Consider the following 21,660-nt stretch of genomic DNA (forward strand, 5'->3'; position numbering starts at 1 on the left):
GCTTATGTTTTGTGGTTGCAAGCGTGCATGACTCTGCGGCCGGGCTGGGCGGTATTAGGCATGCCGCCAGCGTTCGTCCTGAGCCAGGATCAAACTCTCCAAATTGGTATTTAGAAAGAGCGAAATGCTCATTTTGAAACAAACTGGCGAGAATTTACATTCTCTATCAAATGATTTCTCATTTGTTTTGATTTCACTTATCGCAAAATCTACTCACTCGTTGTTCAGTTTTCAAAGACCAATTTTTCTCTTTCGTTGACACCAGATGTTCTCGGCGACAACTTCTATATCATATCATACTGTTCATCAATTATGCAAGAAGTTTTTTTAAGCGATTTTCAATTCAATTTGCATTGGTTGATCTCGCAACTTCTAAGTCACAAAGGAAGCGAGAATTAATTTATCATATTTGAATCAGGTTCGTCAACACTTTTTTGTAAATTTAATGTTTGAATTGGGGAAATCGGTTGTTACGAGCATATTTGGAGAGTTCCTTTGGGGGCGCAAAACGAGCATACATACGAAATACGACTTTGTATCTTTTAGCAATAGATTGTTTTATTTCTTGATCTAGTCGTTTATCTCCTAGATCCATTAACATTTCGTCAAGCTCTTTACGAAGTACATAATCCAATTCCTTGCACTCTCTATCATTAAATAGCATACCCAGCATATATTATTGCCTCCTCGATTATGTAACTAACGGATAACTGGCTGGGTTCCTCCACGACAATCCGTATAGCTGTTTTACTGTTATGCTCATATTTGGGAAAAAATATGAGCATAACAGTAAAAATTATTCTCACTGCATCAGCCAAAACGTTAATGTACTTTCGATAATGGCCGCAATGAATAGTAATATCACGATCCAAAGTGAGATAGGGCCCACTCTTTTAAAGAAATCGCTCCATACTTCTCCGAGATTAGCCCGCTTCTCACGATTCCATTGCCCTATGCTCATCCACACTAAGGTTCCTAATCGAAGTCCAAAAGCACAAGCAATAATAATAGCTGGTATCTCAATAATTCCGTGCGGCAATAAACCCTTGACAATAACATCGAACATATTCTCACCTTGCGCAGACAGATGATGTACCAAATAACCAAGAACCATACCATTGATCATCAGAAAGATAATCGGAAGTATGCCTAAAAAATACCAAGGAAAATGATTAATACCGCTTTTATACTATTATTTAAAAATATAAATACAAAAAAGCTCCACTGTGGACGTTCCGACTCACTTAGATTTTGACTGATTTGACGAATCCCCTCAATCTGTTGATTTACAAACTGTGCTATTGTCTCCGTGCTAAGCCACCCCACTACTATTCCTATGATAAATATCAATGTCGATACTAGCATGGTCTTTTTGATTAATGAAATATCTCTTATAAAACTTGAGAATTTAAACATGAGTAACCTCCTAAAAGTCTTGGCATAATTTTTTGTACAAAACTTCATCACACACTTACTCATTCAGTAATAACCACAAAGTACGAGCATACAATTTGAAGTAAACAAGCATTCGTGCATGAGAGGGGCGTTTATCCAATGAATTCATTTTTTTATGTGTTGAGCTGGAAGAAAATCAAACGATATTTGCTAGTTACAGCTGCGGTGGTATTTGCATTTGGCGTTGTGTACATTGAACGTGATCAAATTACTGTATTCTCTGAAGGGGCTCCTTCAGCCATCTACAGTGTCCCTACAAACAAGAAAGTGATTGCCTTGACTTTCGATATTAGTTGGGGTGATACCCGTCCTGGACCTATCATTAAAATTCTAAATGAGAAAAAAGTACAGAAGTCTACATTCTTTCTCTCTTCGCCATGGAGTAAGAGCCATCCAGACATTGTAAAGGATATCAAAGATAGTGGGTTTGAAATTGGTAGTCATGGTCATAAACATGTGAATTACACAACACTTAGTGATGAAGAAATTCGCAAACAAATTTCCACAGCTAATTCTGTATTAAGCGATATGACAGGTAAAGCTCCAAACTTACTCCGATTACCGAACGGTGATTTTGACAAAAGAGTATTGCGTATTGCTGAAAGTATGAATTATAAAGTGATCCAGTGGGATACTGATTCCTTAGACTGGAAGAATATCGGAGCACAAAATATCGTTGAACGTGTGGTTAGCAAAGCACACCCTGGCGACATCGTATTGTTACATGCAAGTGATTCATCGAAACAAACACATGAAGCACTTCCCCTTATTATTGATCAGCTTAGAAATCAAGGATATGAATTCGTAACGGTGTCTGAATTAATCAACCAAACAGATACTAAAGGAACTGATGTACGTGATCAAGCACTCATTCAAGGGTCGATCGAGAACGATGTGAGCGGACTTTAGTCAAGACAATAATAATAATGACGACCTATCTTACTTGAAGGGTTTAGTATGTCTTTTTTAAACAAAAAGAGCTAAGTAACTTAGCTCTTTTTGTTTACTACAATACGATGAAGAATTAAAATTTGAAAAGCGTTACATGCTAATAAGGGAATAACAATAAGTGCTGTTGCATTGTCTACATTGATTTTGAGTCCACCTACAATTTCTATAATGGTAACCGCAATCAAGAAAAATAACGTTGGAATCCAAGCTGATGCGTTCGTCATACGTGCTTTAAAGTAAGCTACTAAAACCGACACGATTAAAATAACTCCGGCTAGTACAAGATCAGACCACTTCCCACTCTCCCCACCAACAAACGTACGGAAGAACAATAATTCAAGCAAAGCTAAGACGGTTAATACCATCTGTATGTATTGCCAACCTCTTTTAGAGAATACGCCATTCCCCATATAATTCAGAATCAGATAAGCAAAGAAACCCAATTGAGAATAAACACTGGCAAGCATTCCATAACCGAACAAAATTACGAAGAAAGCAACATAATCAGAGAATCCATTAAAGGAAATCCCCCCACTTACGATCTGCAATCCGATGCCTGTAATTATGGAAGCCACAGCACCCACTAATAATGTTTCCCAAAATAACTTAAACCATTTTCTTAAAGTCAAAAAATTCACCCCCATAACAACTTATTTTACCAACGTTCTCAATAAAAAACCATTACCCACCAACATATTTATGAAATTACCTTCACATACTACAGACAGCATCTATGTAAAGGAGGACGAACTAGGGTGAAAATAGCCAATATACGTATCATAGGACTGGTCTGCGTTCTTGTTACTACTCTTACAGCTTGCGGATCCGAACAAAGCAGCTCATCTTCCCAAATGGGATATAAAGAAATGAAATCTATGGTGGTGGATATCCTAAAAAGTGATGAAGGAAAAAAAGCCGTCGAGGAGGCTATGAACGGAGGAGAATCTGGGGCAATGGGAATGAAAATGTTGTCATCAGCCTCTTCCGAAGAGATCCGAACCGCCGTAAAAGATACCATTACAGCTCCTGAATATGACAAGAAGCTCGAAAAGATTATGACTGACCCCAAGTTCGCTGGTGATTTCGCCAAGGCCATTAGCTCACAAAGTAAAGAACTACATCAACAATTAATTAAAGATCCAACGTATCAAAAGTCCGTCACTGACATCATGAAGTCCCCTGAGGTAACCAAAATGTTTCTAGATCTTACTAAATCATCAGATTTCCGTAAACAGACGATGACAATTATGACCGAAGCAATGCAAAACCCACTCTTCAAAATGGAAGTTCTGGGATTACTCAAATCTGTGGTCCAAAGTGAACTAAAACCAAAAGATGAAAAGGAAAAGAAAGATAGTGGCGACAGTGAGAGTAGCGAAGGTGGAGGGAAGGAATCAGAAGGCGGCGGGTGAATAACCAAATAATAAAGAGCTCCTTGTTAAGGGAGCCCACTAGTAGCTTGAATTGGATTGACTCCTGAGTCAGTCCTTTTCACATTTAGCAATTACAGTCGTCGCAATCTCATCGTAAATTTTTCCACTTGTTGTATCAAACTTATAGATTGAAGGTGAAAAATCTGGTTCTGATATGTGATTATTAGGAACTCCCAGAGGTAATTGCGCTATTAGCTCCGTATGAAGTGTTTCTGCCAATCGTCCTCCCCCACCTCTACCAAACACATAATCGCGATCTCCACAACTTGCGCACTCATAATATGACATATTCTCAACTACACCCAATATTTCATGATTCGTTTGAATAGCCATAGCACCTGCTCTAGCGGCTACAAAAGCTGCTGTCGCATGCGGTGTGGTCACAATAATCTCTTTGCACTGAGGCAACATTTGATGGACATCAAGAGCAACATCACCCGTTCCAGGAGGTAAGTCAAGGAGTAAGTAATCTAGTTCTCCCCAACCTACATCACCAAGAAATTGTCGTAACATCTTCCCTAACATAGGCCCACGCCAAATCACCGGACTATTCTCACGAATAAAGAAACCCATAGACATTACCTTAACTCCAAAACGCTCTACAGGTAAAATCAGCTCGTCTTCAATAATAGGTCCTTCTTCTAATCCCATCATATCTGGAATACTAAAACCGTATATATCAGCATCAATCAGACCCACACGTTTACCTTGACGTGCTAATGCGACAGCTAAGTTAACGGTTACGGTTGATTTACCAACGCCTCCCTTACCACTAGCTATAGCAATGAAGTGCACACCCGAATCTTCTTGAATTAAAGCATGATCCTCTAATCCAGCTGCATGGCCTTTTTTCAAGACGGCTTCATCTTCCTCTGACAGTTGTTCTCCAAAAGCTAGCTTACGATCATAATCTGTAGCTTCACGCAGCCTAATATGAATTTCGTCTGGGCCCAACTTCTCTAAACGATGACGGATCTCTTGTTCGAGGTCAGCATGATACGCTTCACTGTTGTCAAGAAATATGGCAGAAAGCGATATCCGATTATCCCTTATTACAATATCTCGGATAAGCTGCAGATCGATCAAGCTTTTACCGCTTGTTGGTTCATCCATCGACTGTAGAATTTCCTGTACTTGCTCTCTTGATATCATGATGGTAGCACCTCTACTTCGTATAATGTCATATTTATCTATTATATCTTACCCATCTCATTCTGACGACACCTTGGACTTCTCTCCTGAAGAATATCGCAAAATCCCCTTGTAAATGGATGCTGCAACTTTCCGTTGGTATTCCACATCTCTTAATAACATCGCTTCTTCATCATGCGATAGAAATCCTACTTCCACAAGTGCAGCTGGAACCTTGAGCGCACGAAGCAAATACACGGTGTTGACTGTTTTGGCAATCCGATCCGTATTCTCCAAATTACGTCTCATTTCTTCTTGCATTAAAGTAGCCAAATTAGCATTGTCGGGATGATTTGGATAATAGAATACTTGAGCTCCTCGCCAGCGATTTGAAGGAATGCTATTCATGTGAACACTAAGAAATAAATATGGCTGTTGATCTTCTATTTTCTTCACACGTTGTTTCAAATCCTCCGTTTTACGCTTCGAATATCCCTTAGTATCTGGCAATGCCAGATCATAGTCTCCTTCACGCGTCATCTTAACCAGAGCTCCAGCCTCTTGTAGGTAATCACGTAGATAAAGTGTAATGGCAAGGTTAATATCCTTCTCAATCACACCCTGACGACTTACAGCTCCCCCATCTACGCCCCCATGACCAGCATCAAGGACAATCACTTTTCCGGCCAAAGGTAAACTCCAGTATTTCGTCGTTCTTTCGGTAGGAACTTCGTATGTAACTATACCTACAAAAACAATCAGTAAACAAACGCCCAATAGTAGCTTTTTGATTGTTCTAAGCCGGATCCATATCGTTATTACGCCTGACTTAGGCTTGGACATAAAAAAGGCCACCTCCTGTCCTATAGACTCTTAAACATCTATATGGGTGGAGGTGGACAAATAGTACATTATAAAGTAACTTGTTCAGCCATTCCTTCAATAAGAACCTTGGCAACTTCAGGGCGCGTGAATTCCGGAGGTGGACAAAGTCCCTCACGTAGCAGTCCACGAACTTTCGTACCTGACAGGGTCATATGATCCTCACTTCCATGTGGACATGTTTTACTAGAAGCCATATTTCCACATTTCGTACAGAAGAAGCTATGTTCAAAAAATAAAGGTGTAATATCTAATTCTTCTGCCGTGAAATTCTTGAATATTTCCTGCGCTTCATACGTACCATAGTAATCTCCAACTCCTGCATGATCTCGTCCTACGATGAAGTGAGTACATCCATAGTTCTTCCTAACAATCGCGTGAAAAATCGCTTCACGCGGTCCTGCATATCTCATTGCAGCTGGGAATACGCCAAGAAAAGCACGATCCTCAGGATAATAATTTTTCAAAAGTGTTAAATAACTCTTCATCCGTACATCAGCAGGTACATCATCTGATTTCGTCTCACCTACTAGTGGATTTAAAAATAAAGCATCTACGATCTCCATTGCACTCTTCTGAATATATTCATGAGCGCGATGAACAGGATTTCTAGTTTGGAATCCAACAACTGTCTTCCAAGCTTTCTCTGCGAACAAACGACGTGTCTCCGCAGGGTCATAATAGAACTCTTTAAATTTAGCAGGTTCAGGTCTATTTAACACTTGGATTGAACCACCTACATAGGTGTTAGAACGTTCCATCAACTTTTTGACTCCTGGATGCTCAGGATCATTGGTTCTAAATACATTTAGCGCTTCTTCTGCTTGATCTACATTATAAATACTCCCCACATTAAGCGTACCGTACACAATTCCATCCGTTTCCCCTACAAGTGCTACTTGTTCTCCAAGAGATAGTTGCGCCGCGATAGGAGCGTCTACAGCCAGTGTAATAGGAATAGACCAAACAGTACCATTCGCAAGTCTTATATTGGAAATAACGGATCGATAATCATCTTCATTCATAAAACCACTAAGTGGTGAAAAGGCACCTACAGCGATGAGATCTAAGTCTGAAATAGTCCATGTACTAATCGTGATTTGTTGGAGTCCAAGAGCAGTTTGTAACAATGCTTCTCTTTCCTCACCTTGTACAATCCTCTGAATTAATTTGCCGCCATGTGGTAATATTGAAGTCATTCATTTCGCTCCTTGTATATAATTTATTTAAAAATTACTTATGAAGACCGCATTCTGTCTTATCATTACCAGCCCAACGACCTGCACGAGGGTCTTCCCCAGGCATAACTTGACGGGTACAATATTCACAACCTATGCTAGGGTAATTCTGATCATGAAGAGGATTATAGAGTACATCATTCTTCCGAATGTAATCCCATACATCTTCCGATGTCCAAGAAGCAATAGGATTAAATTTAACCAGTCCAAATTTAGCGTCATATTCCATTTTCTTAGTATTCGCACGTGTTGGTGCCTGATCACGTCGAATACCCGTTATCCATGCATCATACTGAGACAGGATACGAGTAAGTGGTTCAACCTTCCGTATGTTACAACACTTATTAGCATCCACAGTCCATAAAGCTTCTCCATGTTCTAATGCCTGCTCTTCAGGTGTTAGCTTGGGAGATACACGAACAAATTCCAATCCATACTTGTTAGCCATTTGATCTCGTGTCTCATACGTTTCTTTAAAATGAAAATCCGTATCCAAATAGAAAATATCGGTTGATGGACTTATTTTTTGAATCATATCAACAAGTACAACGTCTTCTGCCCCAAAACTGCATGCAAATGTAATGTTCGGAAAGGTATCAATAGCCCATCTTATAACATCTTCAGGTAAAGCATCCTCAAACTCTTCTGACTTTTCTTTGATGAGTTGCTCTTTCTCTAACAAATTCATAAATTTGTCTCCCCCAATGCATTAAAAATTAATAAAGATAAATTCCAACTAATTTCATATGAATTATATCTTATTATAAATTTTACCAGTTGATTGTGTCAATATGTATTCGCCTATTCTATATGATTGTAATAAAAAAAAACAAAAAAAGACCCATTCGAAAGAATGGGTCTTCTTGAAATAATATTAACGTTTGGAGAACTGAGGAGCACGACGTGCTGCTTTAAGTCCGTATTTCTTACGTTCTTTCATACGAGGATCACGAGTTAAGAATCCTGCTTTCTTAAGAGAACCGCGCATTTCAGGATCTACTTTAAGCAATGCACGGGAAATACCGTGACGAATTGCTCCAGCTTGACCTGATGTTCCTCCACCATGAGCAATTACGAGAACATCGTATTTGCCAAGTGTTTCTGTTAAGTTAAGAGGTTGCTTAACAATCAACTTAAGTGTTTCTAGACCGAAATATTCATTAATGTCGCGTTTATTAATGACAATGCGTCCTTCACCCGGTATAAGACGAACACGTGCTACCGAATGTTTACGACGACCTGTCCCATAGTATTGTACTTGTGCCATGAAACTGTCCTCCTTTTAAATTAGCCGCGAAGTTCGTAAACTTCTGGATTTTGTGCTGCGTGTGGATGTTCTGTACCTGCGTAAACTTTAAGTCTCAACTTCATCTTATCACCCATACGAGTTTTAGGAATCATGCCTTTTACAGCTGCTTCAATAACACGTTCAGGGAAAGTCTTCAGCATCTCTTGAGCTGTAGTTACTTTCAAACCACCAGTGTGCTGTGAGTGACGGTAGTATTTCTTGTCAGTCAACTTTCTTCCTGTCAAATGGATCTTCTCAGCGTTGATTACGACTACAAAATCGCCAGAGTCAACATGTGTAGTAAATTGTGGCTTGTGTTTGCCGCGAATAAGAGCAGCAACCTCAGTTGCCAAACGACCTAGCGTTTTACCATCAGCATCGATGATGTGCCAGTTGCGCTCTACTTCATTTGGCTTAGCCATATAGGTGGTACGCATAAAATAGTTCCTCCTTGTTATCGTCCGAAAATCAAACATATTTCATTTATCTTCGTTCATAGTAGTTAGTAAATGTTATCAATTAATTTAATGCATAATTGTGATCATCTTATTTGGGGCTGTGGGAAAGCCATTAAGAAAACACAATTTTTATTCTACAGTATTCACAAGCAAATCGCAAGAGATTTATAAAGTTTTTTTCATATGAACACTGTAATCCACATCCCAAAGCGTAAGGCCCTTTCCTTCCGCAGTTGGACCGGCTTGTGTCCGATCTAAAGCCGCCAAAATGACTGGTATGTCATCAGGAGACTTCTTCCCTTCTCCAACTTCCAGTAATGTTCCCATCATAATACGAACCATGTGCTGTAAAAAGCCACTTCCTGTTACATACGTATGAATAACGCCTTGATCTCTGGAAGCTGACCTACACATTGAATCATCCACTTCGATATAAGCGTCAAACAATGTGCGAACATGACATGTCTTCGTAGAATTACGGGAAGCAAATGATGTGAAGTCATGTGTTCCTATGAAGTACTTTATAGCACTCTGCATTGCACTGATATCCAATCTCCCATGATGATGAAATTGGGTGTGTCGCGCAAACACATCAATAAATTGATTTGCATTTACTGTGTAACGGTATGTTTTACGTTTGGCTGATCGACGAGAGTGAAAGAGTTCCGGTACTTCTATTGCCTCTCTAACTACGATATCCCCTGGTAGCCTTGTGTTCAGGGCCATTGCCCACCGTTCTACGGGAATTGCAGATAGAGAATGGAAATTGAATACCTGACCGTAGGCATGAACACCTGCATCTGTCCGCCCTGAAGCTATAATCTTCACCTCATCACCTGTAAGCATCTTAATAGCCTTCTCAAGGTGATCCTGAACCGTTCTGCCATCCGTTTGTGTCTGAAAGCCGTTATAATTCGTCCCCTCGTAACTGACTTTCATACATAAGTTGCGCAAAGTAACATCACCTCATTTAGCATAGCTCAATCATCAAATAGATCCGATCACCGTTAACTTTAAGACGGCACCCCATTGCTATTTGATTGATAAGCAAAGGTTCTGGAACTTACACTTTCTTATCATTTAAAAAAGAAGCTCCTTTCGGAGCTTCCTCTATTCCGAAATGAAGTGAAAAAAGGGTTAATACAGAATCAACGATTACTGCTTACCCTTTCAACATTTCGATATTTACGCGCGGTCTACTAATTCTAAGTAAACCATTGGCGCAGCATCGCCACGACGAGGTCCTAGTTTAAGAATACGAGTGTATCCACCTGGACGCTCTGAGTAACGAGGTGCCAAATCGGTAAACAATTTTTGAATAGCATCTTGCTCGCCATCCAATGTTTCACGACGTACGAATGCTGCTACTTGACGACGTGCGTGAAGGTCTCCCTTTTTCGCTTTCGTAATCAACTTTTCAGCGATCGAACGAACTTCTTTAGCTTTCGCTTCCGTTGTTTGGATGCGTTCATATAAGAATAGGTCCGTTACCAAGTCACGAAATAATGCTTTACGTGCGCTAGCATCGCGGCCCAACTTTTGGTATGCCATGTTTTTCCCTCCTTCACTAACAATCTTAGAAGCTATTCTTCAGTCCGAAGTCCCAAACCGAGTTCCTCGAGCTTTTCTTGTACTTCCTCCAAAGATTTGCGGCCCAAGTTACGAACCTTCATCATATCTTCTTCGGTCTTAGTTGTAAGTTCTTGTACTGTATTGATACCAGCACGCTTGAGGCAGTTGTAAGAACGGACTGATAGATCGAGCTCTTCGATCGTCATCTCAAGCACTTTTTCTTTTTTATCTTCTTCTTTTTCGACCATAATTTCAGCATCTTTAGCTTCGTCAGTCAAACCAACGAATAGATTCACATGCTCGGTCAAAATTTTAGCTCCAAGACTAACAGCTTCTTCTGGTCTAACGCTTCCGTCAGTCCAGATTTCCATTGTAAGCTTGTCGTAGTTAGTCACTTGACCAACACGTGTGTTCTCAACGCCATAATTGACGCGTGAGATTGGAGTGTAGATGGAATCAACCGGAATGACGCCGATCGGTTGGTCATCACGTTTGTTCCGATCTGCTTGAACATAACCACGTCCACGACTTGCAAAAATACGCATGTGTAGTCTGGATCCAGGACCCAATGTCGCAATGTGAAGATCAGGATTTAGAATTTCAACATCACTGTCCGCACGGATATCCGCTGCTGTAATAACTCCTTCGCCTTCAGCATCAATCTCGAACACTTTCTCTTCGTCAGAATGAATTTTAAGGGATAGAGCTTTCAAGTTTAGAATAATCTCCGTTACGTCTTCCATTACTCCTGGTACTGTTGTGAATTCATGAAGAACACCGTCAATCTGAACAGATGTAACAGCTGCACCAGGCAGCGAAGATAGTAAGATTCGGCGAAGTGAATTCCCCAAGGTCTGACCATATCCGCGTTCTAGTGGTTCTACTACGAATTTACCATAAGTACCATTTTCATTGACGTCAATGGTCTCAATTTTCGGCTTTTCGATTTCAATCACGCATGTACCCTCCTTCAAACGTCGCTCCTATATAACAGTCATCTTGTCTAGAGTATCCTGTGGTATACCTAAACAACCATTGTTAGCAAAACGCGCGGGTTTTATACCACATTGTTCTGGTTGACTTAATTAGACACGACGACGTTTTGGTGGGCGGCACCCGTTATGCGGAACTGGAGTTACATCCTTAATTAGGTTGACTTCCAGACCAGCAGCTTGCAAAGAACGAATCGCAGCTTCACGACCAGCTCCAGGACCTTTAACCATAACTTCAACTGATTTCATTCCATGTTCCATAGCTGCTTTAGCTGCTGTTTCAGCGGCCATTTGTGCAGCAAATGGAGTGGACTTACGTGAACCTCTGAATCCTAGTCCGCCTGAACTAGCCCATGAGATTGCATTACCGTGTGGATCAGTGATCGTTACAATCGTATTGTTGAACGTGGAACGAATATGTGCCACGCCAGATTCAATATTTTTGCGATCGCGGCGTTTAGTACGCACGACTTTTTTTGGTTTTGCCATTGTCTTTTATCCCCCCTTATTATTTCTTCTTGTTCGCTACCGTACGACGAGGGCCTTTGCGTGTACGTGCATTCGTCTTAGTACGTTGTCCACGAACCGGCAACCCACGGCGATGACGCACACCACGATAGCAACCAATTTCAACTAGACGTTTAATATTCAAGGAAATTTCACGACGTAGGTCACCTTCAACTTTAACCGTTTTGTCGATCGTTTCACGCAATTTGCTGACTTCATCTTCAGTTAGATCTCTAACGCGAGTTTCTGAACTGATGCCTGTTTCTTGTAAAATTTTCTGGGAAGTCGTTCTACCGATTCCGAAAATGTAAGTCAAGGCGATCTCAACGCGCTTATCACGTGGTAAATCCACTCCAGCTATACGAGCCATTTTACGCTACACCCCCTTCTTTAACCTTGTTTTTGTTTATGTTTCGGATTTTCACAAATCACCATTACTGTCCCTTTACGACGAATGACTTTGCATTTTTCGCACATGGGTTTTACAGAAGGTCTTACCTTCATGTTAATTACCTCCTCAAAGTTTTGCGAAGCAAAACTGACTTCGAAAGCATATACCAAGTTTTGCATTGCAAAACTGACATCGAAAGCATTTTGAAAGTTCTAATTCAAGAAACTTTCATCGTAAGAATCAGCTCTATTTTGCCGGGCAAAACAGGTTACAGCTAACATCTTAATGTGTACGTTGTATTATTTGCGGTAAGTTATACGACCTTTTGTTAGATCATAAGGTGATAACTGTACGACCACTTTGTCTCCTGTCAGAATACGAATAAAGTGCATCCGTAGCTTCCCTGAAACATGACCAAGTATTTGATGACCGTTCTCAAGTTCAACCTTAAACGTTGCATTTGGGAGCAATTCAAGGACCGTACCTTCTACTTCAATTACATCTTCTTTAGCCACAATGTTAGTCTCCTTTCTCTTGCGCATGTGATTCGGTTGATTGTCTAGACATCATAACTGCATGACGCAGCTTTCCGTTTGTGACCCGACCGTTTTCCATTAAACTGTTTACAACCTCACTGCTAATATACGACTGGGTTTCCAAATGAAGAAGATTTTTCTTCTTCGCTTGATCAAACTTACGTTTATCCCCATCCGCAATATAGACGAACTTGTTATCGGCTTGGGTGAGGACTACAGCTAACTGTCCGGCATCCTTGCCTCTCAGTATCTTCACAATTTGACCAATAGTCGGTATGGATTGCTTATTCATAAACAATCACCTACCACTTTAGTTTTGTGAGTCCACTGTACTCCGCTCTGATGTCTAACATAACAATGTGGTCTTCGTTTAACTTGCGTATACCGGAGGATCCAGGGACTAAGACCGAAGTGCAAATGCTAGTAAGGAAACCATTGTAGTCCTTATCAGATGGCACTAAAGCTTGACTGCGAATGTACGGTTCAGCAAGTTGACTTGTAGTCAGAGCATGCCCTGCTTCGCTCATAAGCCCACGTTTCGTTTTGGACTTAACTATGATCATTACACCTAACCTCGCAATATTGATACGATTTCAGTTGTAACCGTATCAATTTCCTTTTCACCATCGATCTGACGCAATAAACCTTTTTCCTGATAAAAATCTAGGAGAGGTGCTGTTTTGTTGATATATTCGTCAAGTCTTTTACCTACACTCTCTTCGTTATCATCAGAGCGTTGGTATAGTTCCCCTCCGTCTATATCACAAACACCTTCCTGTTTAGACGGGTTAAAGATCACATGATACGTAGATCCACAGTCTTTACAAATCCGACGTCCAGTTAAGCGCGCCATTAATTTGTCGCGATCAACCTTCAGATTAACAACATAATTCAATTGAGTATTCAAATTGGATAATATTCCTTCAAGCGCTTCCGCTTGCGAAAGGGTTCTTGGAAATCCATCCAATAAAAAACCATTTTCGCAATCGGACTGCTGTAGACGTTCACCCACAATACCAATGGTTACATCATCCGGTACAAGTAAGCCCTGATCCATATATTCTTTAGCCTTAACTCCTATCGGTGTTTCCTGTTTAATCGCCAGACGAAATGCATCGCCAGTAGATATGTGAGGAATACCAAATTCGTTAACAATGGCCGCAGCTTGTGTTCCTTTACCTGCCCCAGGAGGTCCCATGAAAAGAATGTTCACGATTATCACTCCCCCAAGAATTCCTATTGCAAGAAATGCAGGTGCCAGGAAGTTTAAAAAACTTCACCGAACCTTTTATTTATTAATGAAACCTTTGTAATGACGTTTGATCAATTGACCTTCGATTTGCTTCATAGTATCCAGCGCAACACCGATAACGATGAGAAGTGCTGTACCCCCGATTTGCACGGATTTAGGCAAACCAGCCAATGTACCTAAGAAGATTGGCATCAACGATATAACAGCTAGAAATATTGCACCTGTCATTGTCAAACGAGACATAACACGAGTCATATATTTCTCAGTTGCTTTACCAGGACGAATCCCAGGAATGTATCCACCGTTTTTCTTCATATTTTCAGCCATTTGTTGAGGATTCATCTGTACAAATGTATAGAAGAATGTGAATCCAATAATCATAATAACATACAAGACCATACCAAGCGGTTGATCATGACTCAGGTTTTTAACAACCCATTTAGCCCATGTGTGTGTGGACCAAAAGTTAGCAATGATAACTGGAAATTGAAGTAATGATATGGCGAAAATGACTGGAATTACGCCCGCCGCATTAATCTTAAGCGGAATATGCGTATTTTGTCCTCCATACATTTTGTTTCCAACGACACGTTTTGCATATTGTACTGGAATCTTACGAATCGCTTGTTGGACGTATATTACACCAACAACAATCAGTACAACTACAAGAACTAAGAGAATCGTCTTCACTGAATTCATAAACATTTGATTGTCTTGGATGAAGGAAGACTGAGCAGTATTCGTAATATAGGTTGGAATGTTAGCTACGATACCTGCAAAGATAAGTATCGATATACCGTTCCCCATACCTCTTTCCGTAATTTGCTCACCTAACCACATCAGGAAGGCAGTACCCGCCGTCAAAACAATAGCAATCAGCGCATATTTAGCGAATGTTGCGTTGGGAACCATTTCAGCGCCATACATACGGTTAAACCCGATAGACATAGCAAACGCCTGAATTATACCCAATACAATTGTACCATAGCGCGTCAATTGTGCTGATTTCTTCTTTCCGTGTTCGCCTTGTTTGGCCCACTCGGAAAGTTTAGGTATAACATCCATAGAGAGCAACTGCACTATAATGGATGCTGTAATATATGGCGTAATCCCGAGGGCGAATATCGAGAATTGCATCAATGCGCCACCCGAGAACGTGTTGAGAAGACCAAGAAAATCTGCACCTGCATTATTAATATCCGATAGGACTGATTTATCAACACCAGGTACTGGTACAAAGCTACCGATGCGATAAATAAATAGTACGAATAGTGTAAAGAAGATTCTTTTGCGTAGATCCTCAATGTGCCAAATATTTTTGATCGTCTTAAACATTAGATCACCTCGGTTTTACCGCCGGCAGCCTCTATTTTCTCCACCGCAGATTGAGAAAACTTATTCGCTTTGACAGACAGCTTAACTGTTACTTCGCCGTTGCCAAGAATCTTGATTCCGCTTTTAGCATTTTTCACGATTCCGTTTTCGAACAAAAATTCTGGTGTTACTTCTGTATCTGCTGCGAAGTTGTTAAGATCTTCGATGTTCACGATCGCATATTCTTTACGCGTAGGGTTAGTAAACCCGCGTTTAGGTAAGCGACGATACAACGGGTTTTGTCCACCTTCGAAACCAGGGCGAACTCCACCGCCGGAACGAGAGTTTTGACCTTTATGGCCACGACCTGATGTTTTACCTGTACCACTACTAGTACCGCGTCCAACACGTTTGCGTTCTTTACGGGAACCAGGGGCAGAGGAAAGCTCATGTAATTTCATCGTTCGTTGCACCTCCTTAAGATTTTGTAGCTTAATCTATATAGATTAAGCTTCGATTTCTGTTACTGATACTAAATGGGACACTTTATTGATCATTCCGCGAATCGCTGGATTGTCGTTATGAACAACAGTTTTGTTGATTTTTTTCAAACCAAGTGTGTTGACAGTCGCACGTTGATCACCAGGACGACCAATCAAACTACGAACTAGGGTAATTTCAAGTTGTTTTGTCATGACATTCACTCCTTAACCGAGCAATTCTTCGACGGATTTGCCGCGTAATTTCGCAACATCCTCAGCGCGTTTCAGACGGGACAAGCCCTCTAAAGTTGCGTTGACCATATTCATGGAGTTCGAAGAACCCAGAGATTTTGTCAAGATATCACCCACACCAGCAAGTTCAAGTACTGCACGTACAGGACCGCCAGCGATAACTCCAGTACCTTCTGATGCTGGTTTCATAAAGACGCGACCAGCTCCGAATTTACCTGTTACCGTGTGAGGAATAGATGTTCCAACAAGTGGAACATGAATTAGATTTTTCTTAGCATCTTCAATACCTTTGCGAATCGCATCAGGTACTTCGCCTGCTTTACCGATACCGGCGCCAACATAACCTTTGCCATCGCCGACAACTACCAACGCGCTAAAGCTAAAACGGCGTCCGCCTTTTACAACTTTTGCTACGCGGTTAATATTTACAACTCTTTCAGTCAGTTCTAAAGTATTCGGATCTACACGCAAGTCGTTAACCTCCTTTTTAAAAAATTTCTTAGAATTCTAAGCCTGCTTCACGAGCTGCATCTGCAAGTGCTTGAATTCGTCCGTGATATAAGTAACCTCCGCGGTCAAATACAACCGAAGCATAGCCCTTATCTTTTGCACGTTTAGCAACCAATTCGCCAACTTTACGAGCTGACTCTACGTTAGCGCCATTAGTGATTCCTTCACTCAATTCTTTATCAACTGTTGATGCTGCTACCAATGTAACACCAGCAACGTCATCAATCAATTGAGCATAGATATGTTTGGAAGAACGGAAAACGTTAAGACGTGGACGTTCAACGGTTCCAGTAATTTTCTTACGAACACGAAGATGTCTTCTTACACGTGCCTTGTTCTTATCTTCTTTATTAATCATGACTTCCATTTCACTCCTTTCAGTTTACCTTCAAAGCATCACGTTAAGACGCACATGGTAACTCAGGAATAAGAAAAAATAACTTATTTTTTCTTACCTGCTTTACCTTCCTTACGGATAATGCGTTCGCCTTCATACTTAATTCCTTTACCTTTGTAAGGTTCAGGCTCACGTACAGAACGGATGTTAGCAGCATAAGCTCCTACGCGTTCTTTATCGATCCCTCTAACAGTGATCTTTGTATTAACAGGTACTTCAAACTCAATACCTGGTTCTGGAGCGATTTCAACTGGGTGTGAGTAACCTACGTTTAGAACGATTTTATCTCCGGATTTGCTTGCGCGATATCCGACCCCAACCAATTCTAGGTTTTTAAAGAAACCTTCAGTTACACCAGTAACCATGTTGCTGACAACGCTGCGTGTCGTGCCGTGAAGAGAACGATGCGTTTTATTGTCAGAAGGACGTTCAACAAGTATTTCATTATTATCAACTGTTACCTTCATGTCTTTATGAAGTTCACGAGTCAAAGTTCCTTTAGGTCCTTTAACAGTAATAACAGTGTTATTCAAAGTGATTTCTACACCACTTGGTACTGCGATTGGTTTGCGACCAATACGAGACATATATGTTGCACCTCCTTGTCTTGTGACATTATATTACCAAACGTAGCAGACAACTTCTCCGCCAGATTTAGATTGACGAGCTTCTTTATCGGTCATAACTCCCTTTGAAGTGGAGACAATCGCGATACCTAGACCGCCGAGTACACGAGGAACTTCGTTGCTCTTCGTATACACGCGAAGGCCTGGTTTACTAATTCTCTTCAAACCTGTGATAACACGTTCGTTGTTTTGTCCATATTTCAAGAAAATACGGATAATCCCTTGTTTGTTATCAGCGACAACTTCTGCGTCACGGATGAATCCTTCACGCTTCAAAATATCAGCGATTTGTTTCTTCATCGTAGATGCAGGCATTTCAACCGTTTCGTGACGTACTGTATTAGCGTTACGAATACGAGTAAGCATATCTGCAATTGGATCAGACATAGTCATGTGTGTAAACCTCCTTCCCGTTTATGGACTTCTTACCAGCTTGCTTTTTTCACGCCAGGAATCTGGCCCGCATGAGCTAATTCACGGAAACAAATTCTGCAAATTTTAAACTTCTGCAGTACTGAATGTGGACGACCACAACGTTCGCAACGAGTATAACCACGTACTTTAAACTTAGGCGTACGTTGTTGTTTTACTATCATCGAAGTTTTTGCCACTTAGACTGACACCTCCTAATAATTTTCGGAGAAATGGATTTGCGGAATTACTTTGCAAAAGGCATTCCCATTTGAGTGAGAAGCTCGCGCGACTCTTCATCAGTATTGGCTGTCGTTACAATAACGATATCCATACCACGAACTTTATCTACCTTGTCATATTCAATCTCAGGGAAAATCAATTGTTCCTTGAGTCCAAGCGTGTAGTTACCACGGCCGTCAAAGGCTTTATTGGATACACCATGGAAATCGCGAACACGAGCAAGAGTAATGTTAAACAATTTGTCCAAGAAATAATACATGCGTTCTCCACGTAACGTTACTTTCACACCGATTGGCATGTTTTCACGTAATTTGAATCCAGCGATGGATTTCTTAGCACGAGTGATAATTGGCTTTTGACCAGAGATCAATTGCATATCATTTACAGCCGCATCAAGTACTTTAGAGTTAGAAACTGCTTCACCAACACCCATGTTGATAACAACCTTCTCAATCTTAGGTACTTGCATAACTGTTGTATAGTTAAACTTCTGCATCAAAGCAGGTGTAATTTCGTTCAAGTAACGATCTTTTATTCTTACTGCCATGAATCACAAACCTCCTTTCATCACTATTCGATTAGTCGATAACTTCTCCGGATTTTTTCGCTACGCGAACCTTTTGTCCGTTATCCAATACTTTGTATCCGATACGAGTTACGCTTCCGCTCTTTGGATCGATATGCATCACGTTAGAAACGTGAATTGCAGCTTCTTGCTCGATGATACCGCCTTGCGGGTTAGATTGGTTAGGTTTTTGATGTTTCTTCATCATGTTTACACCTTCGACCAAGACCCGGTTTTGACGAGGATAAGAAGCAATGATACGACCTTTTTTACCTTTGTCTTTCCCGCTGATCACCATGACTACATCGTCTTTTTTGACATGAAGTTTATGGCTGTGGGATTCAAGAACTTTTTTCACTTTTGGCATTTGTTACACCTCCTGCGGCTTGCTATTCCTTGCAAGTTTAAGGTTAATTGGATTTAGATAACTTCCGGTGCCAAGGAAACGATTTTCATGAAGTCTCTGTCGCGAAGTTCGCGAGCAACAGGTCCAAAAATACGAGTTCCACGTGGGCTCTTATCATCTTTAACTACAACTGCTGCATTTTCATCAAAAGCGATATACGAACCGTCTTTACGACGAACAGTACGTTTAGTACGAACTACTACAGCTCTTACTACATCACCCTTTTTGACAACGCCGCCTGGTGTTGCTGCTTTAACAGCACATACGATCATATCACCAATTGCTGCTGTACGACGACCTGTTCCTCCTAAAACGCGGATACACATAAGTTCCTTCGCTCCGGAGTTGTCAGCTACATGCAAACGTGTAAATGGTTGAATCATTTATATTTCCTCCTTTCGAAAAAAACGTATAAAGGATTTAGATGATAATCGCTTTTTCTACGATTTCTACTAATCTCCAGCGTTTATCCTTAGATAGTGGACGGGTCTCCATAACTTTAACTACATCCCCGATTTTAGCATCATTGTTTTCATCATGTGCCTTAAACTTCTTAGTGTGTTTAATGCTCTTGTGATACAAGTTGTGCTTTTTATGAGATTCAACAGCAATAACAATAGTTTTATCCATTTTATCGCTGACTACTTTACCCACTTGTACTTTACGTGCATTACGTTCCTCGCTCATTGTAAGCCTCCTTCCTGAATATAGACGACGTTAGTCCGATTCAATTAACTAATTCCAAGTAGTCTTTCATGGATAATAGTTTTAGCACGAGCTATTTCTTTACGAACATCACGAATCCGAGTCGGGTTGTCAAGCTGACCAGTAGCCAGTTGAAAACGGAGGTTAAAGAGTTCTTCTTTAAATCCGGATACTTTTTGTTCTATCTCAGCAGAGGTTAGGTTACGAAGTTCACTAGCTTTCATTTGCTTCACCACCCACTTCTTCACGTTTGATAAACTTAGTTTTAATTGGCAATTTGTGAGAAGCAAGACGCATCGCTTCACGAGCGATTTCTTCAGGCACTCCACCAAGTTCAAACATAATCTTACCAGGTTTTACAACTGCAACCCATTTTTCCACGTTACCTTTACCACTACCCATACGTACTTCTAGAGGCTTCTGTGTAATTGGCTTATCCGGGAAAATCTTGATCCATACTTTACCACCACGTTTGATGTAACGCGTCATAGCAATACGCGCAGCTTCAATCTGGCGGTTAGTAATCCATGATGGCTCTAATGCTACAAGACCGAATTCTCCGAAGTTCAATTCAGTTCCGCCTTTAGCTTGACCTCTCATGTGTCCGCGTTGTTGTTTGCGGTGTTTTACACGTTTTGGTACCAACATGATTAGTTGCCTCCTTCCTGCGCAGCCTGTTTCTTAGCCGTAGGAAGAACCTCTCCACGATAGATCCATACCTTCACTCCGATTAGACCGAAAGTAGTAGCTGCTTCAGCTGTACCGTAGTCAATATCAGCACGAAGCGTATGAAGTGGAACAGTTCCTTCGCTGTAGCCTTCTGAACGAGCAATCTCAGCACCGCCAAGACGTCCGCCTACTTGTGTTTTAATCCCTTTTGCACCAGAGCGCATAGTTCTTTGCATTGCTTGCTTCAAAGCACGACGGAAGGAAACACGACGTTCCAATTGTTGTGCAATGCTTTCAGCTACAAGAATAGCATCTAGTTCAGGGTGTTTGATTTCAGAAATGTTAATGTGAACTTTTTTACCAAGAGAAATCTTAGCAATTTGAGTACGAAGTACTTCTACTTCAGCACCGCCCTTACCGATTACCATTCCTGGCTTAGCTGTATGAATAGTAACATTCACACGACCAGCTGCACGCTCAATTTCAATATGAGAAACAGCTGAATCTTTTAATTTATTTTTAACGTATTCGCGAATTTTAATGTCTTCGATTAAAAGAGTACCGAACTCTTTACCGGCAAACCATTTAGATTCCCAATCACGAATAATGCCTACACGTAGTCCTATAGGATTTACTTTTTGGCCCACTCGTTATCCCTCCTTATTTCTCAGATACCACCAAAGAAATGTGGCTAGTACGCTTATTAATTTTGCTAGCGCGTCCCATCGCACGAGGACGGAAACGTTTCATCGTCGGTCCTTGGTTGACATAAACTTCACTAACAAACAATTTGTTAACATCTAGTGAATAGTTGTGTTCAGCATTTGCGATCGCTGAGTTCAACAACTTTTCCACAACCGGGGAAGCGGCTTTCGGAGTATGACGAAGAATTGCGATTGCAGCGCCAACTTCTTTTCCACGAATCAAGTCAATTACTAATTGAACTTTACGGGAAGAAATCCGAATAGATTTAGCATGTGCTTTTGCTTCCATT

36 protein-coding genes and 1 pseudogene are annotated in these 21,660 nt (G+C 40.8%); 2 read left to right on the forward strand and 35 right to left on the reverse strand.

The window, feature by feature from the left end:
• Positions 1-442 precede the first annotated feature (442 nt).
• Positions 443-673 carry a hypothetical protein gene (locus tag PBAT_RS15835; RefSeq protein ID WP_068591214.1) on the reverse strand — a complete coding sequence of 77 codons (231 nt, stop codon included), beginning with the start codon at positions 671-673 and terminating at the stop codon, positions 443-445.
• A 129-nt stretch (positions 674-802) separates the two neighbouring features.
• Positions 803-1,479, reverse strand: a pseudogene (locus PBAT_RS15840) (stage II sporulation protein M).
• A 75-nt stretch (positions 1,480-1,554) separates the two neighbouring features.
• Here PBAT_RS15840 and pdaB point away from each other — a divergent pair.
• Entirely contained in the window at positions 1,555-2,364 is an 810-nt protein-coding gene (pdaB, locus tag PBAT_RS15845) for a polysaccharide deacetylase family sporulation protein PdaB (RefSeq protein ID WP_068650924.1), read from the forward strand.
• Between the two features lie 80 nt (positions 2,365-2,444).
• Here pdaB and PBAT_RS15850 read toward each other — a convergent pair whose 3' ends face one another.
• A complete protein-coding gene (locus PBAT_RS15850; RefSeq protein ID WP_068650925.1) occupies positions 2,445-3,035 on the reverse strand; it encodes a KinB-signaling pathway activation protein in 591 nt (196 codons plus the stop codon).
• Between the two features lie 126 nt (positions 3,036-3,161).
• Between PBAT_RS15850 and gerD the strand changes: the two genes are divergently transcribed.
• Positions 3,162-3,818, forward strand: a complete 657-nt coding sequence (gene gerD / locus PBAT_RS15855) for a spore germination lipoprotein GerD (protein WP_068650926.1) — start codon at positions 3,162-3,164, stop codon at positions 3,816-3,818.
• Between the two features lie 69 nt (positions 3,819-3,887).
• Here gerD and PBAT_RS15860 read toward each other — a convergent pair whose 3' ends face one another.
• The 32 genes from PBAT_RS15860 to rplV form a co-directional block, all read right to left on the reverse strand.
• Positions 3,888-4,991: an Mrp/NBP35 family ATP-binding protein gene (locus PBAT_RS15860; protein ID WP_068650927.1), complete on the reverse strand. Its 1,104-nt coding sequence runs from the start codon at positions 4,989-4,991 to the stop codon at positions 3,888-3,890.
• Positions 4,992-5,048: 57 nt separating this feature from the next.
• A complete protein-coding gene (gene cwlD, locus PBAT_RS15865) occupies positions 5,049-5,813 on the reverse strand; it encodes an N-acetylmuramoyl-L-alanine amidase CwlD (RefSeq protein ID WP_068650928.1) in 765 nt (254 codons plus the stop codon).
• A 68-nt stretch (positions 5,814-5,881) separates the two neighbouring features.
• On the reverse strand, positions 5,882-7,051 hold the full coding sequence (gene sat / locus PBAT_RS15870) for a sulfate adenylyltransferase (RefSeq protein WP_068650929.1): 1,170 nt from the start codon (positions 7,049-7,051) through the stop codon (positions 5,882-5,884).
• Between the two features lie 34 nt (positions 7,052-7,085).
• Positions 7,086-7,778, reverse strand: a complete 693-nt coding sequence (locus tag PBAT_RS15875) for a phosphoadenylyl-sulfate reductase (protein ID WP_068650930.1) — start codon at positions 7,776-7,778, stop codon at positions 7,086-7,088.
• Between the two features lie 186 nt (positions 7,779-7,964).
• Entirely contained in the window at positions 7,965-8,357 is a 393-nt protein-coding gene (gene rpsI / locus PBAT_RS15880) for a 30S ribosomal protein S9 (RefSeq protein WP_068591195.1), read from the reverse strand.
• 20 nt (positions 8,358-8,377) lie between these two features.
• Entirely contained in the window at positions 8,378-8,815 is a 438-nt protein-coding gene (gene rplM, locus PBAT_RS15885) for a 50S ribosomal protein L13 (protein WP_068537268.1), read from the reverse strand.
• 186 nt (positions 8,816-9,001) lie between these two features.
• Positions 9,002-9,790 carry a tRNA pseudouridine(38-40) synthase TruA gene (truA, locus tag PBAT_RS15890; protein ID WP_068650931.1) on the reverse strand — a complete coding sequence of 263 codons (789 nt, stop codon included), beginning with the start codon at positions 9,788-9,790 and terminating at the stop codon, positions 9,002-9,004.
• 231 nt (positions 9,791-10,021) lie between these two features.
• On the reverse strand, positions 10,022-10,387 hold the full coding sequence (gene rplQ / locus PBAT_RS15895; RefSeq protein WP_068591189.1) for a 50S ribosomal protein L17: 366 nt from the start codon (positions 10,385-10,387) through the stop codon (positions 10,022-10,024).
• A gap of 32 nt (positions 10,388-10,419) precedes the next feature.
• Positions 10,420-11,364: a DNA-directed RNA polymerase subunit alpha gene (locus tag PBAT_RS15900; protein WP_068537275.1), complete on the reverse strand. Its 945-nt coding sequence runs from the start codon at positions 11,362-11,364 to the stop codon at positions 10,420-10,422.
• A 129-nt stretch (positions 11,365-11,493) separates the two neighbouring features.
• Positions 11,494-11,889 (reverse strand): 30S ribosomal protein S11, encoded by a 396-nt coding sequence (gene rpsK, locus PBAT_RS15905; RefSeq protein WP_068537278.1) that lies wholly within the window; start codon positions 11,887-11,889, stop codon positions 11,494-11,496.
• Between the two features lie 19 nt (positions 11,890-11,908).
• Positions 11,909-12,277 carry a 30S ribosomal protein S13 gene (gene rpsM / locus PBAT_RS15910; protein WP_068591185.1) on the reverse strand — a complete coding sequence of 123 codons (369 nt, stop codon included), beginning with the start codon at positions 12,275-12,277 and terminating at the stop codon, positions 11,909-11,911.
• 20 nt (positions 12,278-12,297) lie between these two features.
• A complete protein-coding gene (gene rpmJ, locus PBAT_RS15915) occupies positions 12,298-12,411 on the reverse strand; it encodes a 50S ribosomal protein L36 (protein WP_026688601.1) in 114 nt (37 codons plus the stop codon).
• A gap of 186 nt (positions 12,412-12,597) precedes the next feature.
• Positions 12,598-12,813: a translation initiation factor IF-1 gene (gene infA, locus PBAT_RS15920; protein ID WP_068537283.1), complete on the reverse strand. Its 216-nt coding sequence runs from the start codon at positions 12,811-12,813 to the stop codon at positions 12,598-12,600.
• A 4-nt stretch (positions 12,814-12,817) separates the two neighbouring features.
• The gene (locus tag PBAT_RS15925; RefSeq protein ID WP_068650932.1) at positions 12,818-13,126 is read right to left on the reverse strand and encodes a KOW domain-containing RNA-binding protein; all 309 of its coding nucleotides are present in this window, start codon (positions 13,124-13,126) and stop codon (positions 12,818-12,820) included.
• A gap of 10 nt (positions 13,127-13,136) precedes the next feature.
• A complete protein-coding gene (locus tag PBAT_RS15930; protein WP_068650933.1) occupies positions 13,137-13,397 on the reverse strand; it encodes a M24 family metallopeptidase in 261 nt (86 codons plus the stop codon).
• Between the two features lie 5 nt (positions 13,398-13,402).
• On the reverse strand, positions 13,403-14,047 hold the full coding sequence (locus PBAT_RS15935) for an adenylate kinase (protein WP_068650934.1): 645 nt from the start codon (positions 14,045-14,047) through the stop codon (positions 13,403-13,405).
• Between the two features lie 75 nt (positions 14,048-14,122).
• The gene (secY, locus tag PBAT_RS15940) at positions 14,123-15,421 is read right to left on the reverse strand and encodes a preprotein translocase subunit SecY (RefSeq protein ID WP_068650935.1); all 1,299 of its coding nucleotides are present in this window, start codon (positions 15,419-15,421) and stop codon (positions 14,123-14,125) included.
• Positions 15,421-15,861: a 50S ribosomal protein L15 gene (gene rplO / locus PBAT_RS15945; RefSeq protein ID WP_068537293.1), complete on the reverse strand. Its 441-nt coding sequence runs from the start codon at positions 15,859-15,861 to the stop codon at positions 15,421-15,423. The genes secY and rplO overlap by 1 nt, the downstream gene beginning before the upstream one ends.
• Before the next feature lie 45 nt (positions 15,862-15,906).
• The gene (gene rpmD, locus PBAT_RS15950; RefSeq protein ID WP_068650936.1) at positions 15,907-16,095 is read right to left on the reverse strand and encodes a 50S ribosomal protein L30; all 189 of its coding nucleotides are present in this window, start codon (positions 16,093-16,095) and stop codon (positions 15,907-15,909) included.
• Between the two features lie 12 nt (positions 16,096-16,107).
• Entirely contained in the window at positions 16,108-16,605 is a 498-nt protein-coding gene (rpsE, locus tag PBAT_RS15955) for a 30S ribosomal protein S5 (RefSeq protein ID WP_068537297.1), read from the reverse strand.
• 28 nt (positions 16,606-16,633) lie between these two features.
• Positions 16,634-17,002, reverse strand: a complete 369-nt coding sequence (gene rplR, locus PBAT_RS15960) for a 50S ribosomal protein L18 (RefSeq protein ID WP_076577040.1) — start codon at positions 17,000-17,002, stop codon at positions 16,634-16,636.
• Positions 17,003-17,085: 83 nt separating this feature from the next.
• Positions 17,086-17,628: a 50S ribosomal protein L6 gene (rplF, locus tag PBAT_RS15965; RefSeq protein WP_068650937.1), complete on the reverse strand. Its 543-nt coding sequence runs from the start codon at positions 17,626-17,628 to the stop codon at positions 17,086-17,088.
• 33 nt (positions 17,629-17,661) lie between these two features.
• A complete protein-coding gene (gene rpsH, locus PBAT_RS15970) occupies positions 17,662-18,060 on the reverse strand; it encodes a 30S ribosomal protein S8 (RefSeq protein WP_068591172.1) in 399 nt (132 codons plus the stop codon).
• Positions 18,061-18,092: 32 nt separating this feature from the next.
• Positions 18,093-18,278 (reverse strand): type Z 30S ribosomal protein S14, encoded by a 186-nt coding sequence (locus PBAT_RS15975; protein ID WP_068591169.1) that lies wholly within the window; start codon positions 18,276-18,278, stop codon positions 18,093-18,095.
• Between the two features lie 47 nt (positions 18,279-18,325).
• Positions 18,326-18,868, reverse strand: coding sequence for a 50S ribosomal protein L5 (rplE, locus tag PBAT_RS15980; RefSeq protein WP_068650938.1), 543 nt, complete (start codon positions 18,866-18,868; stop codon positions 18,326-18,328).
• A 31-nt stretch (positions 18,869-18,899) separates the two neighbouring features.
• A complete protein-coding gene (gene rplX / locus PBAT_RS15985; protein ID WP_068650939.1) occupies positions 18,900-19,253 on the reverse strand; it encodes a 50S ribosomal protein L24 in 354 nt (117 codons plus the stop codon).
• Between the two features lie 53 nt (positions 19,254-19,306).
• Positions 19,307-19,675, reverse strand: coding sequence for a 50S ribosomal protein L14 (rplN, locus tag PBAT_RS15990; RefSeq protein ID WP_068591165.1), 369 nt, complete (start codon positions 19,673-19,675; stop codon positions 19,307-19,309).
• Positions 19,676-19,712: 37 nt separating this feature from the next.
• Entirely contained in the window at positions 19,713-19,979 is a 267-nt protein-coding gene (gene rpsQ / locus PBAT_RS15995; protein WP_068591163.1) for a 30S ribosomal protein S17, read from the reverse strand.
• A gap of 44 nt (positions 19,980-20,023) precedes the next feature.
• Complete coding sequence (rpmC, locus tag PBAT_RS16000) at positions 20,024-20,221, reverse strand: 50S ribosomal protein L29 (protein WP_068537312.1); 198 nt, start codon at positions 20,219-20,221, stop codon at positions 20,024-20,026.
• Positions 20,211-20,645, reverse strand: a complete 435-nt coding sequence (gene rplP / locus PBAT_RS16005) for a 50S ribosomal protein L16 (protein WP_068537314.1) — start codon at positions 20,643-20,645, stop codon at positions 20,211-20,213. Before rplP ends, rpmC begins: the two co-directional genes overlap by 11 nt.
• A gap of 2 nt (positions 20,646-20,647) precedes the next feature.
• Entirely contained in the window at positions 20,648-21,313 is a 666-nt protein-coding gene (gene rpsC / locus PBAT_RS16010) for a 30S ribosomal protein S3 (protein ID WP_068591161.1), read from the reverse strand.
• Between the two features lie 13 nt (positions 21,314-21,326).
• Positions 21,327-21,659 carry a 50S ribosomal protein L22 gene (gene rplV, locus PBAT_RS16015; protein ID WP_068537318.1) on the reverse strand — a complete coding sequence of 111 codons (333 nt, stop codon included), beginning with the start codon at positions 21,657-21,659 and terminating at the stop codon, positions 21,327-21,329.
• Between the last annotated feature and the right edge of the window lies 1 nt (position 21,660).

This window comes from Paenibacillus antarcticus, assembly GCF_001637225.1.
In the GTDB taxonomy this organism is placed as follows: domain Bacteria; phylum Bacillota; class Bacilli; order Paenibacillales; family Paenibacillaceae; genus Paenibacillus_AQ; species Paenibacillus_AQ antarcticus.

Excerpts from the sequence above, each read along its gene's own strand:
- rplO (WP_068537293.1), bottom strand. The coding sequence starts at position 15,861 with ATGAAATTACATGAGCTTTCCTCTGCCCCTGGTTCCCGTAAAGAACGC.
- rplV (WP_068537318.1), bottom strand. The coding sequence starts at position 21,659 with ATGGAAGCAAAAGCACATGCTAAATCTATTCGGATTTCTTCCCGTAAA.
- rpmC (WP_068537312.1), bottom strand. The coding sequence starts at position 20,221 with ATGAAAGCTAGTGAACTTCGTAACCTAACCTCTGCTGAGATAGAACAA.
- PBAT_RS15925 (WP_068650932.1), bottom strand. The coding sequence starts at position 13,126 with ATGAATAAGCAATCCATACCGACTATTGGTCAAATTGTGAAGATACTG.
- rplE (WP_068650938.1), bottom strand. The coding sequence starts at position 18,868 with ATGGCAGTAAGAATAAAAGATCGTTACTTGAACGAAATTACACCTGCT.
- PBAT_RS15875 (WP_068650930.1), bottom strand. The coding sequence starts at position 7,778 with ATGAATTTGTTAGAGAAAGAGCAACTCATCAAAGAAAAGTCAGAAGAG.
- rplQ (WP_068591189.1), bottom strand. The coding sequence starts at position 10,387 with ATGGCATACCAAAAGTTGGGCCGCGATGCTAGCGCACGTAAAGCATTA.
- rplN (WP_068591165.1), bottom strand. The coding sequence starts at position 19,675 with ATGATTCAACCATTTACACGTTTGCATGTAGCTGACAACTCCGGAGCG.
- cwlD (WP_068650928.1), bottom strand. The coding sequence starts at position 5,813 with ATGTCCAAGCCTAAGTCAGGCGTAATAACGATATGGATCCGGCTTAGA.
- PBAT_RS15860 (WP_068650927.1), bottom strand. The coding sequence starts at position 4,991 with ATGATATCAAGAGAGCAAGTACAGGAAATTCTACAGTCGATGGATGAA.
- rpmD (WP_068650936.1), bottom strand. The coding sequence starts at position 16,095 with ATGACAAAACAACTTGAAATTACCCTAGTTCGTAGTTTGATTGGTCGT.
- rpsK (WP_068537278.1), bottom strand. The coding sequence starts at position 11,889 with ATGGCAAAACCAAAAAAAGTCGTGCGTACTAAACGCCGCGATCGCAAA.
- rplX (WP_068650939.1), bottom strand. The coding sequence starts at position 19,253 with ATGCCAAAAGTGAAAAAAGTTCTTGAATCCCACAGCCATAAACTTCAT.
- rpsQ (WP_068591163.1), bottom strand. The coding sequence starts at position 19,979 with ATGAGCGAGGAACGTAATGCACGTAAAGTACAAGTGGGTAAAGTAGTC.
- rpsI (WP_068591195.1), bottom strand. The coding sequence starts at position 8,357 with ATGGCACAAGTACAATACTATGGGACAGGTCGTCGTAAACATTCGGTA.
- rpmJ (WP_026688601.1), bottom strand. The coding sequence starts at position 12,411 with ATGAAGGTAAGACCTTCTGTAAAACCCATGTGCGAAAAATGCAAAGTC.
- rpsH (WP_068591172.1), bottom strand. The coding sequence starts at position 18,060 with ATGACTATGTCTGATCCAATTGCAGATATGCTTACTCGTATTCGTAAC.
- rplR (WP_076577040.1), bottom strand. The coding sequence starts at position 17,002 with ATGATTAATAAAGAAGATAAGAACAAGGCACGTGTAAGAAGACATCTT.
- PBAT_RS15930 (WP_068650933.1), bottom strand. The coding sequence starts at position 13,397 with ATGATCATAGTTAAGTCCAAAACGAAACGTGGGCTTATGAGCGAAGCA.
- secY (WP_068650935.1), bottom strand. The coding sequence starts at position 15,421 with ATGTTTAAGACGATCAAAAATATTTGGCACATTGAGGATCTACGCAAA.
- sat (WP_068650929.1), bottom strand. The coding sequence starts at position 7,051 with ATGACTTCAATATTACCACATGGCGGCAAATTAATTCAGAGGATTGTA.
- pdaB (WP_068650924.1), top strand. The coding sequence starts at position 1,555 with ATGAATTCATTTTTTTATGTGTTGAGCTGGAAGAAAATCAAACGATAT.
- rpsM (WP_068591185.1), bottom strand. The coding sequence starts at position 12,277 with ATGGCTCGTATAGCTGGAGTGGATTTACCACGTGATAAGCGCGTTGAG.
- rplP (WP_068537314.1), bottom strand. The coding sequence starts at position 20,645 with ATGTTGGTACCAAAACGTGTAAAACACCGCAAACAACAACGCGGACAC.
- rplF (WP_068650937.1), bottom strand. The coding sequence starts at position 17,628 with ATGTCTCGTATTGGTCGCAAACCAATCGCAGTACCAAGTGGTGTAGAA.
- PBAT_RS15835 (WP_068591214.1), bottom strand. The coding sequence starts at position 673 with ATGCTGGGTATGCTATTTAATGATAGAGAGTGCAAGGAATTGGATTAT.
- rplM (WP_068537268.1), bottom strand. The coding sequence starts at position 8,815 with ATGCGTACCACCTATATGGCTAAGCCAAATGAAGTAGAGCGCAACTGG.